The sequence below is a fragment of the Acidovorax sp. SDU_ACID1 genome, from assembly GCF_045291395.1.
Taxonomy (GTDB): Bacteria; Pseudomonadota; Gammaproteobacteria; order Burkholderiales; family Burkholderiaceae_C; genus MR-S7.
In genome coordinates, this window is record NZ_CP152342.1 from 4,188,301 (window position 1) to 4,204,331 (window position 16,031).

A 16,031-nucleotide genomic window follows, 5' to 3' on the forward strand; every position below is an offset into this window, starting at 1 on the left:
CCCGCTTCTCCCATGCTTCTCGCTCTCTGGCCCGCACACTGGAGCCGTTCCCAGCGCAGCAACGCGACCCTGGTGGCGGCCCTGGTGCTGATGGCCCTGGTCCTCTCGCTGCTCGGCCAGTTCCTCTCGTTCTTCCCCGAGCCCATCGGCTCCAACGCGGCCCTCTTCTCCGAAGGCGCGCTCACCACGCTCACCCTCACGCTGGTCAGCGGCGCCGTGGGCCTGGTGCTGGGCACCGCAGCGGCGCTGGCGCGCACCTCGCGCCTGGCATGGCTGCGCTGGGTGGCCAGCTTCTACATCTGGGCCATCCGCGGCACACCGCTGCTGGTGCAGATCCTGTTCGTGTATTTCGCGCTGCCGGTGCTGGTGCCGGGGCTGAACCTGCCCGACTTCGCCGCCGCCGTGGTGGCGCTGGGCCTGAACGTGGGCGCCTACAACGCCGAGGCCATCCGCGCCGGCCTGCAGGCCGTGCCGCGCGGGCAGACCGAGGCGGCGCGCGCACTGGGCCTGTCCCGCACCCATGTCTTCTTCGACGTGGTGTTCCCCCAGGCGTTCAAGATCGCGCTGCCGCCGCTGGTGAGCAACTTCGTGGCGCTGCTCAAGGATTCGTCGCTGGCCTACGCCATCGGCGTGGTGGAGCTGACCAACGTGGGCAACCGCATCCAGTCGGCCACCTTCCAGCCCGTGGCGACGCTGGTGACGGTGGCCATCACCTACCTGATCCTGACCACGCTGGTGACGCAGGTGACGCACGCGATCGAGCACCGCTTCGACGTGGAAGGGCGCGTGAAATGACGCAGGACACGAACGCCACGCCCTACATCGTCTGCAAGGACGTGCGCAAGGCCTTCGGCAGCCACGAGGTGCTCAAGGGCGTCTCGACCGTGTTCCGCACGGGCGAGGTCACGGTCATCATCGGCGCCTCGGGCTCGGGCAAGAGCACGCTGCTGCGCGCCATCAACCGCCTGGAGCCGCACGACAGCGGCAGCATCGCCATCGACGGCGTGGAAGTGACCGACGACCCGCGCACGCTGCAACTGCAGCGCAGCGAGGTGGGCATGGTGTTCCAGCAGTTCAACCTGTTCGGCCACATGAGCGTGCTGGACAACGTGACCCTCGCGCCCCGGCGCATCCGCCGCACGCCGCGCGGCGAGGCCAACGACAAGGCCATGGCGCTGCTGCGGCGCGTGGGCATGCAGGACCATGCGCACAAATACCCCTGGCAGCTCTCGGGCGGCCAGCAGCAGCGCGTGGCCATCGCCCGCGCGCTCGCCATGCAGCCGAAGGTGATGCTGTTCGACGAGCCCACCAGCGCCCTCGACCCCGAGATGGTGCAGGAGGTGCTGGACGTGATGCGCGAGCTGGCACGCGGCGGCATGACGATGATCGTGGTGACGCACGAAATGGGCTTCGCCCGCGAGGTGGCCGACCGCGTGATGTTCTTCGACCAGGGCTGCATCGCGCACGATGCGCCGCCGACCGAGTTCTTCGCCCGCCCGGCCAACGACCGCATCCGCGCGTTCATCGGGCGCATGGGCGCCTGAGCCCTCACCCCCAAAAACCATAGCTGCTCGCGCTCGGTATACAAGGGTTTCAGCATCGAAACATGCTGAAATCGGCTTACAACAAGCGCGACCAGCTCCTTTTTTGACAAGCAACCGCATGCGTCCCGAACGCCAGGGCCTGCTGGCCCTCCTGGTGGTGGTCGTCGTCTGGGGCACCACCTTTCCCGCGATGAAGATGCTGTCGGCGTACCTGGACGCGCCGCAGATCATCTGGGCGCGCTTCGCCATCGCCCTGCTGGTGCTTGCGCCGATGTGGCGCGGCCTGCGCGCGGCCGAGCGGCGCTGGGGGCTGCTGCTGGGCGCGCTGCTGTTCCTGGCGTTCTGGCTGCAGATCGAAGGGCTGGCGCGCACCACCAGCAACCGCAACGCCTTCGTCACGGGGCTGAACGTGCTCGTGGTGCCGCTGCTGGCCATGGCCGTGCTGGGGCGGCGCTACGGCGGCGCGCTGTGGCTGGCCTGCGGCATGGCGCTGGCGGGCATGGTGCTGATGTTCCACGAGGACGCGCCGTGGAACCTGGGCGACACGCTCACGCTGGCGAGCACGCTGTTCTACGCCGTCTACATCCTGGCACTGGAGGAATGTGCGCGCCGCAACTCCGCGCAGCCGCTGCGCGCCACGCGCATGGCGGCCGTGCAGGCGCTGGTGATGTTCACCGCCGCCGGCGCGCTGGTGCTGGCGCGCCACGGCGGCGCTGCCACGTCGCTGCAGGCGCTGGCCGCGCTGCCCGGACCGGCGCTGGCGGCGCTGGTCTACCTGGGCGTGGTCGCCAGCGTGCTGGTGGTGACGCTGCAGGCCTGGGGCCAGCAGCGCGTGGACGCGATGCGCAGCGCCATCGTCTTCGGGCTGGAGCCGGTGTTCGCCGCCGCCACGGCCTGGGTGCTGATCGGCGAGCGGCTGGGCGTGGCGGGCCTGGCGGGCGCAGCGCTGATCGTGGCGGCGCTGGTGGTGAGCCAGATGCCGCCGCCTCCCGCAAGGCTCAGGGCGTCGTGAGCGGCACGTCCTCGGCGCGGCGCGGCGTGCCCATGGGCGCGCCGGCCTGTCCCTTGGCGACGGCGGCGAGGTCTTCCGCGCTGGGGTACTGGCCCAGCAGCCAGTAGTCGAACACGCGGCGCACGATGGGCGCGGCCGCGGCGGCGCCGAAGCCCGCGTTCTCCACGATCACCGCCACGGCCACGCGCGGCTCCTCCACGGGCGCGAAGGCGGCGAACAGCGAATGGTCACGCTGGTGCTCGGCCAGCAGTTGGGCGTTGTACTTCACGTTCTGCCCGAGGCTCACGGCCTGGGCGGTACCGGTCTTGCCGGCCGAGGTGTAGGGCGCACCCGCGAACACGCGCCGGCCCGTGCCGGCCTGGTTCACGGCCATGAGGGCGTTGTTCACGATGGCCACGTTCTTCGGCTTGAAGCCCAGGTTCTCGCCGGGCGGCTGCTGCACCTCGGTCACCTCGCCGGTCACCGAGTCCTTCACCGCCTTGATGAGGTGCGGGCGGTGGCGCGTGCCGCCGTTGGCCAGCGTGGCCTCGGCCACGGCGAGCTGCAGCATGGTGAAGTTGTTGTAGCCCTGGCCGATGCCCAGCGACACGGTTTCGCCCGAATACCAGCGCTTGGCCTCGGGGCGCTTGTAGGCATTGCGCTTCCACTCGGTGCTGGGCAGCACGCCGCGCAGCTCGCCGCCGAGGTCGATGCCGGTGATCTGGCCGAAGCCCAGCGGCTTCATGAAGTCGTGGATGGCGTCCACGCCCATCTCGACGGCCAGCGAATAGAAATAGGTGTTGCTCGAATACTGGATGGCGCGGTGCATGTCCACGCCGCCCAGCCCGCCTTCGTGGCTGCGGAAGGTGCGCCCGCCGTAGTTGAAGAAGCCGGGGTCGTTGAACACCGCCGTGGGGTTGCGCTTGCCCAGCTCCAGCGCGGCCAGGGCCATGAAGGGCTTGTAGGTGGAGCCCGGCGGGTAGGTGCCGCGCAGCGCGCGGTTGAGCAGCGGCTTGTTGATGGACTCGTTGAGCGCCTGCCAGTTCTCCTGGTCGATGCCGTCCACGAACAGGTTCGGGTCGAACGTGGGCTTGGAGACCAGCGCCAGCACCTCGCCGTTGCGCGGGTCCAGCGCCACCAGCGCGCCGCGCCGGTCGCCGAACATCTCCTCCACGAGCTTTTGCAGCTTGATGTCCAGCGACAGCATGACCGTGCCGCCGGGCGTGGCCGGGTGGCTGTTGAGGCGCCGCACCGCGTGGCCGCCGGCCGAGGTCTCCAGGCGCTCGAAGCCGGTGTGGCCGTGCAGCGTGGACTCGAAGCTCTGCTCCACGCCGAGCTTGCCGATGTAGTCCGTGCCGCGGTAGTTGGCCGCGTCGTCCGAGTCCTCGATGCGCTCCTTCTCGCGCTGGTTGATGCGGCCGATGTAGCCGATGGCGTGGCTGGCCACCTCGCCCATCGGGTAGTTGCGGAACAGGCGCGCCTTGATCTCCACGCCGGGGAAGCGGTAGCGCTGCGCCGCGAAGCGCGCCACCTCCTGGTCGGTCAGGCGCGTGCGGATGGGCAGCGACTCGAAGCTGCGCGACTCGTCCATGAGCCGCTTGAAGCGGCGCCGGTCGCGCTGCTGGATGTCCACGATCTTGGCCAGCTCGTCGATCGTCGCCTCCAGGTCGATCGCGCGCGAGGGCGTGATCTCCAGCGTGTACGCCGAGTAGTTGGTGGCCAGCACCACGCCGTTGCGGTCCAGGATCAGCCCGCGGTTGGGCACGATGGGCACCACCGCCGTGCGGTTGCTCTCGGCCTGGTCCGCCAGGTCTTCGTGGCGCATGACCTGCAGCACCACCAGCCGCCAGACGATGAGCAGGAACGCCAGGAGCACCACTGCGCCCACCACGAACACGCGCAGGCGAAAGCGCGACGCATCGGCCTCGACGTTGTGCAGCTCGGTCATTCCACCTGCCCGCTGCGCGCGGCCTCACCCCTCCGATGGCTACGGAGCAAGCCATGCCAGCGGACGCCGTGGAGCTGGCTTTGCCAGGCCACCGGCGTCGTCCCCCTGGAGGGGGAAGGCGCGAAGCGACTCAGGGGGTGGTTCATAGCGGCCGGTTGTCGTCCTGGTCGGGCGGACGGCGCTGGGGTGCGAGCAGCAGCCAGCTCGCCAGCGGCCAGATCACCGCCTCCAGCAGCGGGGCGGCCACGCCGTCCAGCCCGGGCAGCAGGCCGCCGCCGGCCATGCGCAGCAGCAGCTCCAGCGCGTGCGCGCCGGCGAAGAGCGGCAGCAGCTGCAGCGCCTGCGCCAGCGGGCCGAACCACAGCAGGCGCCGGTTCGACAGGTGCACGGCGAACATGAGCGCGCAGTAGACCAGCGCATGCTGGCCCAGCAGCGCGGACTGGTGCACGTCGATGCACAGCCCCATGGCGAAGGCCAGTCCCATGCCCACGCGCTGGGGCTGGTGCATGCCCCAGAACGCGAGCAGCACCATCACCCAGTCGGGCGTCCACACCACGCGGCCCAGCGGCAGCATGTTCAGCGCCAGGGCCGCCACCAGGCTGGCCGCGATGAAGGCGGGGCTGACGGGCAGCAGCAGCTGCTGCCCCTTGGGCATGATCATTTGCGGCCTCCGCGCTTGGGCGCCTGCGGCTCGGGCGCGGGCCGCGGCGGCAGGCTGGCCCCCTCGGCCGTTTCGCCGGTCAAGGGCTGCAGCACCATCACGTGGCGCGCACCGTAGACCTGGGCCAGCGGCGCGCAGTAGATGCGGGCGAAGGTGGAGTCCGCGCGCCGCTCCACGCGGATCACGCGGGCCACGGGCAGGCCCGGCGGATACAGCCCGTCCACGCCGCTGGTGGTGAGCAGGTCGCCCTCCTGCACGTCGGCGTTGCCGGGGGTGAAGCGCAGCTCCATGCCGCCGCCGTGGCCCATCGTCGGGTCGCCGTAGGCCACGCTGCGTGCGCCGGTGCGCAGGTTGAGCACGGGGATGGCCTGGTCGCGGTCGATGAGCAGCGTGACCTCGCTGAGCATGGGATAGACGCGCGTGACCTGGCCCAGCACGCCCGAGGCGTCCATCACGGGCGAACCGGGCTCCACGCCGGCGAGCTGCCCGCGGTCCACCATGATGCGGCGGGTGTAGGGGTCCGCCGTGTCGTAGATCACCTGTGCGGCCTGGGCAGGGGTCTGCAGGCGTTCGCGCAGCGCGAGCAACTGGCGCAGCTCGGCGTTCTCGCGCAGGAGCTGGTCGGTTTCGCCCGCGCGCACCGCCATCTGCGCCATCTGCCGGCGCGCCGCGTCGGTGCCGGCCTGCGCCTCCTGCAGCGACTGGAAGTAGCCCGCGCCCTGGCCGGCGAACTCCACCGGCTGCAGCATCAGCCACTGCAGCGGGTACAGCACCGTGGCCACGCCCTTGCGCAGCGGCTCGGTGACGTGGAAGCGCGCGTCCGCCACCATCAAAAACAGCGCCAGGGCGCTGTAGAGGGCGAGACGCGAGAGCGGGGAAGGCCCCTGCCGGAAGAAGGACGGCGCCGAGCGGTCCAGGGTTCCCAGGGGCATGGGTTATCAGTCGCTGGTGAAGATGCTGCCCTGGCGGTCCATGCGCTCCAGCGCGATGCCGCAGCCGCGCACCACGCAGGTCAGCGGCTCCTCGGCCACGAGCACGGGCAGGCCGGTTTCCTCGGCCAGCAGGCGGTCCAGGTCGCGCAGCAGCGCGCCGCCGCCGGTGAGCATCATGCCGCGCTCGGCGATGTCGGCGCCCAATTCCGGGGGCGTCTGCTCCAGCGCGTTCTTGACGGCGGAGACGATCTGGTTGAGCGGCTCGGTGAGCGCCTCCAGCACTTCATTGCTGGAGATGGTGAAGCTGCGCGGCACGCCCTCGGAGAGGTTGCGGCCCTTGACCTCCATCTCCTTGACCTCGGAGCCGGGGAATGCCGAGCCGATGTGCTTCTTGATGGACTCGGCCGTGGGCTCGCCGATCAGCATGCCGTAGTTGCGGCGGATGTAGTTGATGATGGACTCGTCGAACTTGTCGCCGCCCACGCGCACGCTGCCCTTGTAGACCATGCCGCCCAGCGAGATCACGCCGACTTCGGTGGTGCCGCCGCCGATGTCCACGACCATCGAGCCGGACGCTTCGGACACGGGCAGGCCCGCGCCGATGCCGGCGGCCATGGGCTCCTCGATCAGGTAGACGGCGGTGGCGCCTGCCGCCTCGGCCGCATCCTTGATGGCGCGGCGCTCGACCTGGGTGGAGCCGCAGGGCACGCAGATGATGATGCGCGGGCTGGGCGTGAGCACCGAGCGCGGGTGCACCATCTTGATGAACTGCTTGATCATCTGCTCGGTGATGACGAAGTCGGCGATCACGCCGTCCTTCATCGGGCGGATGGCCTCGATGTTGCCGGGCACCTTGCCGAGCATGGCCTTGGCCTCGTGGCCGACGGCCTGGATGACTTTCTTGCCGTGGGGGCCGCCTTCGTGGCGGATGGCGACGACCGAAGGCTCGTCGAGCACGATGCCCTTGTCACGGGCGAAGATCAGGGTGTTGGCGGTGCCAAGGTCGATGGCCAGGTCGGTGGAGAAATACCGACGGAATGCTCCGAACATGCAGGGATCCTCTCAGGCACGGCATGCACGTCGGCCTGCCGTCGCCGGAAATCTAGGGGGTGTTTGTGGGCTTTTTTCGCACAATGACCGGCGGTAGGGAGGGTATTGCGGCAAAGCCGGGATAATAACGCATCCCCTGTGAATAACTTCCCATGGCACGGCCCGGATTGGAGCTTTACATCCGGTTTCCCGCGCCCTTTTCCCTATGGCACTGACACCCCAGGACATCGGCCGCATCGCCAATCTGGCGCGGCTGGAACTGCGCCCCGAGGACAGTGAGCGCATGCTCACCCAGATCAACGGTTTCTTCGGCATCGTCGAGAAGATGCAGGCTGTGGATACCAACGGCATCGCACCCCTGCCGCACCCTGTCGCCGCGATCCAGGAAATCGCCCTGCGATTGCGCGACGACGTGGCCAGCGAGCCGAACCAGCGCGAGGCCAACCAGCAGAGCGCCCCCGCCGTCGAGCGCGGCCTGTTCCTCGTGCCCAAGGTGATCGAATGAGCTCCACCGCATTGCATGACTTGGGCGTGGCCCAGCTGGCCGCCGAACTGCGCGCCAGGCGCGTCTCGGCCGCCGAGGCCGCCCGGCACTTCCTCGACCGCGCCAAGGCGCACCAGAACCTGGGCGCCTACGTTTCCATCGACGAGGACGCCACGCTGGCCCAGGCGCGCGCGCAGGACGCCGCCATCGCCGCAGGCACGGCCGCGCCGCTCGCGGGCGTGCCGATCGCGCACAAGGACATCTTCGTCACGCGCGACTTCCCGAGCACGGCCGGTTCCAAGATGCTCGCCGGCTACCGCTCGCCGTTCGACGCCACCGTGGTCACCAAGCTGGCCGAGGCCGGCTGCGTGACCCTGGGCAAGCTCAACTGCGACGAGTTCGCCATGGGCTCGGCCAACGAGAACTCCGCCGTTGCGCCCGTGGGCTTCGATGCGCCCGCGCCGGTGCGCAACCCGTGGAACGCCGAGCGCATCCCCGGCGGCTCCTCGGGCGGCAGCGCCGTGGCCGTGGCCGCACGCCTCGCGCCCGCCGTGACGGGCACGGACACGGGCGGCTCGATCCGCCAGCCCGCGTCGTTCTGCGGCATCACGGGCATCAAACCGACCTACGGGCGCGCGAGCCGCTACGGGATGATCGCGTTCGCGTCGAGCCTCGACCAGGCCGGCCCGATGGCCCGCAGCGCGGAGGACTGCGCGCTGCTGCTCTCGGCGATGTGCGGCCCCGATCCCGACCGCGATTCGACGAGCCTGGACGTGCCTGCCGAGGATTTCAGCGCCAAGCTGGGTGACAGCCTGGACGGCCTGCGCATCGGCATCCCCGCCGAGTTCTTCGGTGAAGGCTTGGCTGACGACGTGCGCGCCGCCGTCGATGGCGCGCTCAAGGAATACGAGAAGCTCGGCGCCAAGCTGGTGCCCATCAGCCTTCCGCGCACCGAGCTGTCGATCCCCGTGTACTACGTCATCGCGCCCGCCGAGGCCTCGTCCAACCTCAGCCGCTTCGACGGCGTGAAGTTCGGCCACCGCGCCAAGGACTACACCGACCTCGTGGACATGTACAAGAAGACCCGCGCCGAGGGCTTCGGCGACGAGGTCAAGCGCCGCATCATGATCGGCACCTACGTGCTCTCTCACGGCTACTACGACGCCTACTACCTGCAGGCGCAAAAGATCCGCCGCATGATCGCTCAGGATTTCCAGCAGGCATTCCAGCAATGCGACCTGATCGCCGGCCCCGTGGCGCCCAGCGTGGCCTGGAAGCTCGGCGAGCACGGCAGCGACCCGCTGGCCGACTACCTGGCCGACATCTTCACGCTGCCCGCATCGCTGGCCGGGCTGCCGGGCATGAGCGTGCCCGCGGGCTTCGGCGCGCACGGCATGCCCGTGGGGCTGCAGCTGATCGGCAGCTACTTCCAGGAAAGCCGGCTGCTCAACGCAGCGCACCGGCTGCAACAGGCGACCGACTTCCACCTCCGCACACCGGGGGGTATCTGACATGACCGCGAAACTGATCCAGGGCTACGAGGTCGTCATCGGCTTCGAGACGCACGCCCAGCTCGCCACGAAAAGCAAGATCTTCAGCCGCGCCAGCACGGCCTTCGGCGCGGAACCGAACACGCAAGCCTGCGCGGTCGATCTGGCGCTGCCCGGCACGCTGCCGGTGATGAACCGCGAGGCGGTGGCCTGCGCTATCAAATTGGGACTGGCACTCGGCTCCCACATTGCGCCAGAGAGCATTTTCGCGCGCAAGAACTATTTCTATCCCGACCTGCCCAAGGGCTACCAGATCAGCCAGTTCGAGATCCCCGTGGTGCAGGGCGGCGAGGTGTCGTTCTACCTGGGCGACGAGAAGAAGACCGTGCGCCTGGTGCGCGCGCACCTGGAGGAAGACGCGGGCAAGTCGCTGCACGAGGACTTCATCGGCCAGTCGGGCATCGACCTGAACCGCGCGGGCACGCCGCTGCTGGAGATCGTGACCGAGCCCGACATGCGCGGCACGGAAGAAGCCGTGGCCTACGCGCGCGAGCTGCACAAGATCGTGACGTGGATCGGCATCTGCGACGGCAACATGCAGGAAGGCTCGTTCCGCTGCGATGCGAACGTCTCCGTGCGCAAGCCCGGCCAGCCGCTGGGCACGCGCCGCGAGATCAAGAACCTGAACAGCTTCAAGTTCATGCAGCAGGCGATCGACTACGAAATCCGCTGGCAGATCGAGCAGATCGAGGACGGCCACGCGATCCAGCAAGCCACCGTGCTGTTCGACCCCGACACGGGCGAGACGCGCGCCATGCGCACCAAGGAAGACGCGGCCGACTACCGCTACTTCCCCGATCCCGACCTGCCGCCGCTGCGCATCGCCGCCGGCTGGATCGACGAGGTGAAGGCCCGCATGCCCGAGCTGCCGCGCGCGATGGCCGCGCGCTTCGTGGCGCAGTACGGCCTGCCCGAGTACGACGCGGACACGCTGACGCAGAGCCAAGCGATGGCCGCGTATTTCGAGGATGCGGCGAAGGCCAGCGGCGCTGCCAAGCTCGCATCGAACTGGGTGATGGGCGAGATATCGCGCCGCCTGAACGCCGAGGAAATCGGCATCGAGCAGGCCAAGGTCGGCAGCGCGCAACTGGCCGCGCTGATCCGCCGTATCGGCGACGGCACGATCAGCAACAACGCGGCGCGGCAGGTGTTCGACGCGCTCTGGAGCGGCGAGGGCAGCGACGTGGATGCGGTGATCGAGGCCAAGGGCCTCAAGCAGATGAACGACACGGGCGCCCTGGAGGCGATCATCGACGAGGTGATCGCCGCCAACCCCGCGAACGTGGAGCAGTACAAGGCCGGCAAGGACAAGGCGTTCAACGCGCTCGTGGGCCAGGTGATGAAGGCCAGCAAGGGCAAGGCCAATCCGGCGCAGGTCAACGAGCTGTTGAAAGCCAAATTGGCCTGAAGCGCTTTCCAGCCAAGCGCTGGCAGCTATCAAAAGAGAGGGCTCCCTGGGGGAGCCCTTTTTCCTGTTCAGCGCGTACCGGGTGGCGGCGTCCACTGTTCGGCGGATGCGCGCTGGGCCGCCCAGAGCTGGCGCAGCTGGGCCAGCTCGGCGTCGAAGCGCTGGGCAATGCGGCGCTTTTCCTGGTCCTGCGCTGCGATGAAGCGCTGCTGCTCGGCCACGGCCTCGTCGTTCTCGGCGATCTGGCGCTGCAGCTTCGCAGGGGCCTTGGCGGGGTCGCGGCGGTAGAACTCCAGCTCCACGTCGATGCGCTTGCGCTCGCCGCGCAGGTCGGCGATGCGCTTGTGCGCCACGGCGACCACTTCGTCCACCTGCGCGAGGGCGTTCAGGCGCTCCTCGCGGTGCGTGGCCTCGTCGGGGTAGCGGGCCAGCAGCACGCGCTCGCGACGGCGCTCCTCGGCGATGCGGGCGCGCTGCTCGGCCTCCTTGCGGCGCTGCACCTCCTGGGCGGCGCGCTCGTGCTCGGTGAGCGTGGGGCCGATGCGGCGGCGCTCGGCGCCGGTGTGGTCCAGGATGCGCTGCTCGCGGTCGATGCAGTCGGCAATGGGACGGTCGGCCGTGATGCGGCGGCCGCTCTTGTCGATGCAGGTGTAGACCTCCTGCGCGGGCTTGTCCTGCTGCGCCCACGCGGGCGCCATACCCGACGCCGCCAGCGCGCAAAGCACCGCCGCGCCGCACCTGCCGATCCGCCCTGCTGCACCTGCTTTCAAGTCCCTGCCCCCGCGCTGCCGCTATTCGTCGTTGACGCCGTAGCGCTGGCGGTAGGCCAGCACCCGTTCGTGGTGGTCGTGCATTTGTGCATCGCCACCGCTTGCCGATAGATATTGCAATAAGTCTGCCAGTTTGGCGATAGCGCAGACCTGCATGCCCAGCTCGCGCCGCACATACTGCACGGCGCTGTGATCCACGTCACGCCCGTTCTCGGTGGCCTTTTCCTGGCGGTCGAGCGCGATGGCGATGGCGTGCGGCGTGGCGCCCGCGGCGCGGATCAGGGCGATGGATTCGCGCGCGGCGGTGCCGGCGCTCATCACGTCGTCGATGATGAGCACACGGCCCTGGAGGGGCGCGCCCACCAGCGTGCCGCCCTCGCCGTGGTCCTTGGCTTCCTTGCGGTTGTAGGCGAAGGGCACGTTGCGGCCCAGGCGCGCCAGTTCCACGGCCACGGTGGCGCCCAGCGGGATGCCCTTGTAGGCGGGGCCGAAGAGCATGTCGAACTCGATGCCGCTGGCCACCAGGGCCTGTGCATAGAATTGCGCGAGGCGGCCCATCTTGGCGCCGTCGTCGAACAGGCCGGCGTTGAAGAAATACGGGCTCATGCGGCCTGCCTTGGTCTTGAATTCGCCAAAGCGCAGCACGCCCGCCTCCACCGCGAACCGCACGAACTCCTGTGCCAGATCCTGGCCCTGCCGCTCCACCATGACTTCTTCCTTGTTCAAATTAACCAGTCTCAACCTCAACGGCATCCGCTCGGCCACGTCCAAGGGCGTGGAGGCGTGGATCGCCCAGAACCGCCCGGATTGTATTTGCGTGCAGGAGATCAAGGCCCAGGCGGGCGACGTGCAGGGCCGCTTCGAGGAGCTCGCGGGCCTGAAGGGCCACTTCCACTTCGCGGCCAAGAAGGGCTATTCGGGCGTGGGCATCTACACGCGCCACGCGCCGAGCGACGTGGTGGTGGGCTACGGCTGCAACGAGTTCGACCCCGAGGGCCGGTACGTGGAGCTGCGCTTCGACACGCCCGCGCGCAAGATGTCGATCATCAGCGCGTATTTTCCGAGCGGCTCCTCGGGCGAGGAGCGGCAGCTGGCCAAGTACCGCTTCCTCGCCAACTTCCACCCGCACCTGATGCGGCTGAAGGCCGAGCGCGAGTTCATCCTGTGCGGCGACATCAATATCGCCCACCAGCAGGCCGACCTGAAGAACTGGCGCAGCAACCAGAAGAACAGCGGCTTTCTGCCCGAGGAACGCGCGTGGATGACAAAGCTGTTGCACACGACTGACGAAGGCGGCGGCCTCGTGGACGTGTACCGCCTGCTGCAGCCCGACACCACGGATGCCTGCTACACATGGTGGAGCAACCGCGGCCAGGCCTATGCGAACAACGTGGGCTGGCGGCTGGACTACCACCTGGCCACGCCGGCCCTCGCGCGGCTGGCGCGCACCGAGGAAATCTACCGCGCACAGAAGTTCAGCGATCATGCGCCCATCACGGTGGGCTATGAGCTGGCGCTCTGAATTCAGGAGCTGCTTGCGCTTGGTATTCGCCGCTTTCCCTATTCTTTGATAAGGAAAATGGCTTACAAAAAGCGCAAGCAGCTCCTGATTCGATAGCTCACCCGCGCGCCGCCATGTGGCGCTGCGCGCTCTCCCAGCCCAGCTCGGCCAGCGGTCCGGCCTTGGCCCCCGTCTCCTCCGCGTCCTCCGCAGCCGCGTTGCCGTCGGCCGCGCGCTGAGCGATGCCGTGCAGGATGGCCGCCATGCGGAACAGGTTGTAGGCGATGTAGAAGTCCCAATCGCCTGCCGCATCACGGCCGGTGGCGTCGCCGTACCAGGCGATGTACTCTGCCTCCTGCGGAATGCCCAGCGCGGCCAGGTCCAGCCCGCCGATGCCACGCCACAGGCTGGGCGGGATGCGCCAGGCCATGCACTGGTAGGACAGGTCGGCCAGCGGGTGGCCGAGGGTCGACAGCTCCCAGTCCAGCACGCCGATGACGCGCGGCTCGGTGGGGTGGAAGACGAGGTTGTCGAGCCGGTAGTCGCCGTGCACCAGCGTGGTCTCGTCGCCCGCGGGCAGGTGCTCGGGCAGCCAGTCCATGAGGCGGTGCATCGCGCCGTTCATGGGCAAGGAGGATTGCCGGCACTGGCGCGACCAGCGGGCGATCTGGCGGCCCACGTAGTTGCCCTCCTTGCCGTAGTCGCCCAGGCCCACGGCACGGTAGTCCACGGCATGCAGCGCGGCGATGACGCGGTTCATCTCGCGGTAGATGGCGCGGCGCTCGTCGGGATGCATGCCTGGCAGCGACTGGTCCATGAGCACGCGGCCCTGGAGGAACTCCATCACGTAGAACGGCGTGCCCAGCAGCTCGCTGCTCTCGCAGTAGTGCAGCATGCGCGGCACGGGCACATCGGTGTCCGCCAGGGCCTTCATCACGCGGTATTCGCGGTCGATGGCGTGGGCCGAGGCGATGAGCGTGCCCGGCGGCTTCTTGCGCAGCACGTAGTCGCGCCCTTCGCCCGCCGTGATGCGGTAGGTGGGGTTGGACTGGCCGCCCGCGAGCACGCGCATCTCCAGCGGCGCGCTGCCCGCCAGGCCCTGGGCGCGCAGGTAGTCGCCGAGCGCTTCCACCGGCAGGGGATTCGCGGGGCCGCTCATAGCGAACTCACCAGGTGCGCACCGTCGACGGCCAGCGTGGCGCCCGACATGGCCGCGCCCGCGTCGGAGGCCAGCAGCAGCAGCGGGCCGTCCAGGTCGGTCACTTCGCCGAAGCGGCGGCTGGGGATGCGCGCGCGCAGCTTGTCGCCCGCCGGGCTGGTGAGGAAGTCGCGGTTCAGGTCGGTCACCACGTAGCCGGGCAGCAGCGCGTTCACGCGGATGCCGTGGCGCGCCAGCTCCAGCGCCAGGGCCTTGGTGGCCTGCACCACGCCGGCCTTGGAGATGGCGTATGGCGCCACGCCGCCCGCCACGCGCTCGCCCAGGATGGAGGCCACGTTGACGATCGCGCCGCCCTTGCCCGCCGCCACCATGCGGCGCGCGGCCTCGGTGGCCACGAGCCAGTTGCCCTTGAGGTTGGTGCCGAGCACATGGTCGAAGTCTTCCTCGGTCTGCTCCAGCACGGGGCGCGTCACCGTCACGCCCGCGTTGTTGACCACCACGTCGGGCACACCCCAGGCGCCCACGGCGTCGAGGCAGGCGCACACGCTGGCGTTGTCGGTCACGTCGAGGGCAAACGCGCGGGCTTCGCCGCCCTGCGCGGCGATGGCCTCCACCACGCCCTGCAGCTTGTCCACGCGGCGCGCGGCCAGGGCCACGCGGGCACCGGCGCCGGCCAGCACCTGGGCGAAGTGCGTTCCCAGGCCGCTGGAAGCGCCGGTCACCAGGGCCAGCTTGCCTTGCAGGCCGAATCGGTCGATCGCGCCCGTCATGCGGCACCCCCTTCGCGCAGCAGTTCGGCCTCGGCCTTTTCGGCCATGTGGGCGAGCTTGCGCGCCATGCTCCAGCGGTGCACCTCGCTCGGGCCGTCGTAAATGCGGAAGGCACGCATGTCGGTGAAGATGCGCATCACCGGCGTCTCGCCCGTCACGCCCTGGCCGCCGAGCATCTGCACGCTACGGTCGACCACGCGCCACTCGGCCTCGGAGCACACGACCTTGGCGCGGCTCGACTCGAAGTTGCACTTCTCACCCTGGTCCAGCAGCCAGGCCGTGTGCCAGATGTGCAGGCGCGCGGTGTGCAGGTCCATGTCGCTGTCGGCCACCATGAAGCCCACGCCCTCGTGCTCCACCAGCGGCTTGCCGAAGGCGTGGCGCTTGCGCACGTAGTTCAGTGCCGTGTCGTGCGCGCGGCGCGCCTGGCCCAGCCAGCGCATGCAGTGCGTGAGCCGCGCGGGCGCCAGGCGCACCTGGGCGTAGCGGAAGCCCTTGCCAATTTCGCCCAGCACGTCGGCGGCAGGTACGCGCAGATTGTCGAAGCGCAGCACGCCGTGGCCGCCGGTGAAGCAGGCATCCATCGCGTCCATGTTGCGCTCCAGCACGATGCCTGGGCGGTCCATGTCCGAGAGAAACATGGTGGCCGAGCCGTCCTCCATGCGCGCCATGATGATGGCGTAGTCGGCACCGTCGGCGCCGGTGATGAACCACTTGCGGCCGTTGATGACGTAGTCGTCGCCGTCGCGCACGGCCGTGGTCTGCAGCATCGAAGGATCAGCCCCCGCGCCGGGCGAGGGCTCGGTCATCGCGAAGCACGAGCGCAGTTCGCCCGCCACCTGCGGGCGCAGCCAGCGCTCCTTCTGCGCGGGCGTGGCCACCTCCTCCATCAGGTGGATGTTGCCCTCGTCGGGCGCGTGGATGTTGAGGGCCGTGGGGCCCAGCCGCGAATAGCCCGCCTCCTCGAACACCACGGCCTTCTCCACGTGCGAGAGGCCCATGCCGCCCATGGCGCGCGAGGCGTGGGGCGTGAGCAGGCCGGCCGCCCTGGCGCGCGCCACCAGCTCGCGGCGCAGCGGCTCGTCGGGGCCATGGTGGGACTGGCGCGGGTCGTTCTCGAGCGGAACGACTTGCTCGGCGATGAACCGGCGCACTTTGTCGCGCAACGCGACCAACTCGGGCGAAAGGGAAAAGTCCATGGAAAAGATCTCCTGATCGGCGATAATTGCTCCATCATATTGTTGAACAACATTGATGGCAATA

The 16,031-nt window shown here is 69.2% G+C and carries 16 protein-coding genes; 7 read left to right on the forward strand and 9 right to left on the reverse strand.

The window, feature by feature from the left end; genetic code table 11:
* The first annotated feature begins 12 nt into the window (after positions 1-12).
* From AAG689_RS20575 to AAG689_RS20585, 3 genes are all read left to right on the forward strand, one after another.
* Entirely contained in the window at positions 13-795 is a 783-nt protein-coding gene (locus AAG689_RS20575; RefSeq protein WP_024001967.1) for an amino acid ABC transporter permease, read from the forward strand.
* The gene (locus AAG689_RS20580; RefSeq protein WP_406623536.1) at positions 792-1,544 is read left to right on the forward strand and encodes an amino acid ABC transporter ATP-binding protein; all 753 of its coding nucleotides are present in this window, start codon (positions 792-794) and stop codon (positions 1,542-1,544) included. The genes AAG689_RS20575 and AAG689_RS20580 overlap by 4 nt, the downstream gene beginning before the upstream one ends.
* A 118-nt stretch (positions 1,545-1,662) precedes the next feature.
* Complete coding sequence (locus tag AAG689_RS20585; protein WP_020229949.1) at positions 1,663-2,556, forward strand: DMT family transporter; 894 nt, start codon at positions 1,663-1,665, stop codon at positions 2,554-2,556.
* Here the strand turns inward: AAG689_RS20585 and mrdA are convergent.
* The 4 genes from mrdA to AAG689_RS20605 form a co-directional block, all read right to left on the reverse strand.
* Entirely contained in the window at positions 2,543-4,483 is a 1,941-nt protein-coding gene (mrdA, locus tag AAG689_RS20590; RefSeq protein WP_406623537.1) for a penicillin-binding protein 2, read from the reverse strand. The two genes, AAG689_RS20585 and mrdA, sit on opposite strands and share 14 nt — an antisense overlap.
* 142 nt (positions 4,484-4,625) lie before the next feature.
* Complete coding sequence (gene mreD, locus AAG689_RS20595; RefSeq protein ID WP_020229951.1) at positions 4,626-5,144, reverse strand: rod shape-determining protein MreD; 519 nt, start codon at positions 5,142-5,144, stop codon at positions 4,626-4,628.
* Complete coding sequence (gene mreC / locus AAG689_RS20600) at positions 5,141-6,076, reverse strand: rod shape-determining protein MreC (RefSeq protein WP_406623538.1); 936 nt, start codon at positions 6,074-6,076, stop codon at positions 5,141-5,143. Before mreC ends, mreD begins: the two co-directional genes overlap by 4 nt.
* A 6-nt stretch (positions 6,077-6,082) precedes the next feature.
* Positions 6,083-7,126, reverse strand: a complete 1,044-nt coding sequence (locus AAG689_RS20605) for a rod shape-determining protein (RefSeq protein WP_020229953.1) — start codon at positions 7,124-7,126, stop codon at positions 6,083-6,085.
* A 205-nt stretch (positions 7,127-7,331) separates the two neighbouring features.
* On the opposite strand from AAG689_RS20605, the gene gatC reads away from it, so the two are divergent.
* Genes gatC through gatB form a run of 3 tightly spaced genes read left to right on the forward strand, consistent with a single transcriptional unit; the run spans position 7,332 to position 10,568 of the window.
* Positions 7,332-7,631: an Asp-tRNA(Asn)/Glu-tRNA(Gln) amidotransferase subunit GatC gene (gene gatC, locus AAG689_RS20610; RefSeq protein ID WP_406623539.1), complete on the forward strand. Its 300-nt coding sequence runs from the start codon at positions 7,332-7,334 to the stop codon at positions 7,629-7,631.
* Positions 7,628-9,121 (forward strand): Asp-tRNA(Asn)/Glu-tRNA(Gln) amidotransferase subunit GatA, encoded by a 1,494-nt coding sequence (gene gatA, locus AAG689_RS20615; RefSeq protein ID WP_406623540.1) that lies wholly within the window; start codon positions 7,628-7,630, stop codon positions 9,119-9,121. Before gatC ends, gatA begins: the two co-directional genes overlap by 4 nt.
* Position 9,122: 1 nt before the next feature.
* A complete protein-coding gene (gene gatB, locus AAG689_RS20620) occupies positions 9,123-10,568 on the forward strand; it encodes an Asp-tRNA(Asn)/Glu-tRNA(Gln) amidotransferase subunit GatB (protein ID WP_406623541.1) in 1,446 nt (481 codons plus the stop codon).
* Positions 10,569-10,636: 68 nt separating this feature from the next.
* On the opposite strand, the gene AAG689_RS20625 is transcribed toward gatB, so the two are convergent.
* Positions 10,637-11,266 carry a DUF4124 domain-containing protein gene (locus tag AAG689_RS20625; RefSeq protein ID WP_406623542.1) on the reverse strand — a complete coding sequence of 210 codons (630 nt, stop codon included), beginning with the start codon at positions 11,264-11,266 and terminating at the stop codon, positions 10,637-10,639.
* A 93-nt stretch (positions 11,267-11,359) separates the two neighbouring features.
* On the reverse strand, positions 11,360-12,046 hold the full coding sequence (gene pyrE, locus AAG689_RS20630) for an orotate phosphoribosyltransferase (RefSeq protein ID WP_020229958.1): 687 nt from the start codon (positions 12,044-12,046) through the stop codon (positions 11,360-11,362).
* Positions 12,047-12,056: 10 nt separating this feature from the next.
* Here pyrE and AAG689_RS20635 point away from each other — a divergent pair, with 10 nt between their 5' ends.
* Positions 12,057-12,860, forward strand: a complete 804-nt coding sequence (locus AAG689_RS20635; RefSeq protein WP_020229959.1) for an exodeoxyribonuclease III — start codon at positions 12,057-12,059, stop codon at positions 12,858-12,860.
* Positions 12,861-12,957: 97 nt separating this feature from the next.
* On the opposite strand, the gene AAG689_RS20640 is transcribed toward AAG689_RS20635, so the two are convergent.
* Genes AAG689_RS20640 through AAG689_RS20650 form a run of 3 tightly spaced genes read right to left on the reverse strand, consistent with a single transcriptional unit; the run spans position 12,958 to position 15,967 of the window.
* Positions 12,958-13,998, reverse strand: a complete 1,041-nt coding sequence (locus AAG689_RS20640; RefSeq protein ID WP_406623543.1) for a phosphotransferase — start codon at positions 13,996-13,998, stop codon at positions 12,958-12,960.
* Positions 13,995-14,768 carry an SDR family NAD(P)-dependent oxidoreductase gene (locus AAG689_RS20645; RefSeq protein ID WP_406623544.1) on the reverse strand — a complete coding sequence of 258 codons (774 nt, stop codon included), beginning with the start codon at positions 14,766-14,768 and terminating at the stop codon, positions 13,995-13,997. Before AAG689_RS20645 ends, AAG689_RS20640 begins: the two co-directional genes overlap by 4 nt.
* A complete protein-coding gene (locus AAG689_RS20650) occupies positions 14,765-15,967 on the reverse strand; it encodes an acyl-CoA dehydrogenase family protein (RefSeq protein WP_406623545.1) in 1,203 nt (400 codons plus the stop codon). Before AAG689_RS20650 ends, AAG689_RS20645 begins: the two co-directional genes overlap by 4 nt.
* Positions 15,968-16,031: the final 64 nt, after the last annotated feature.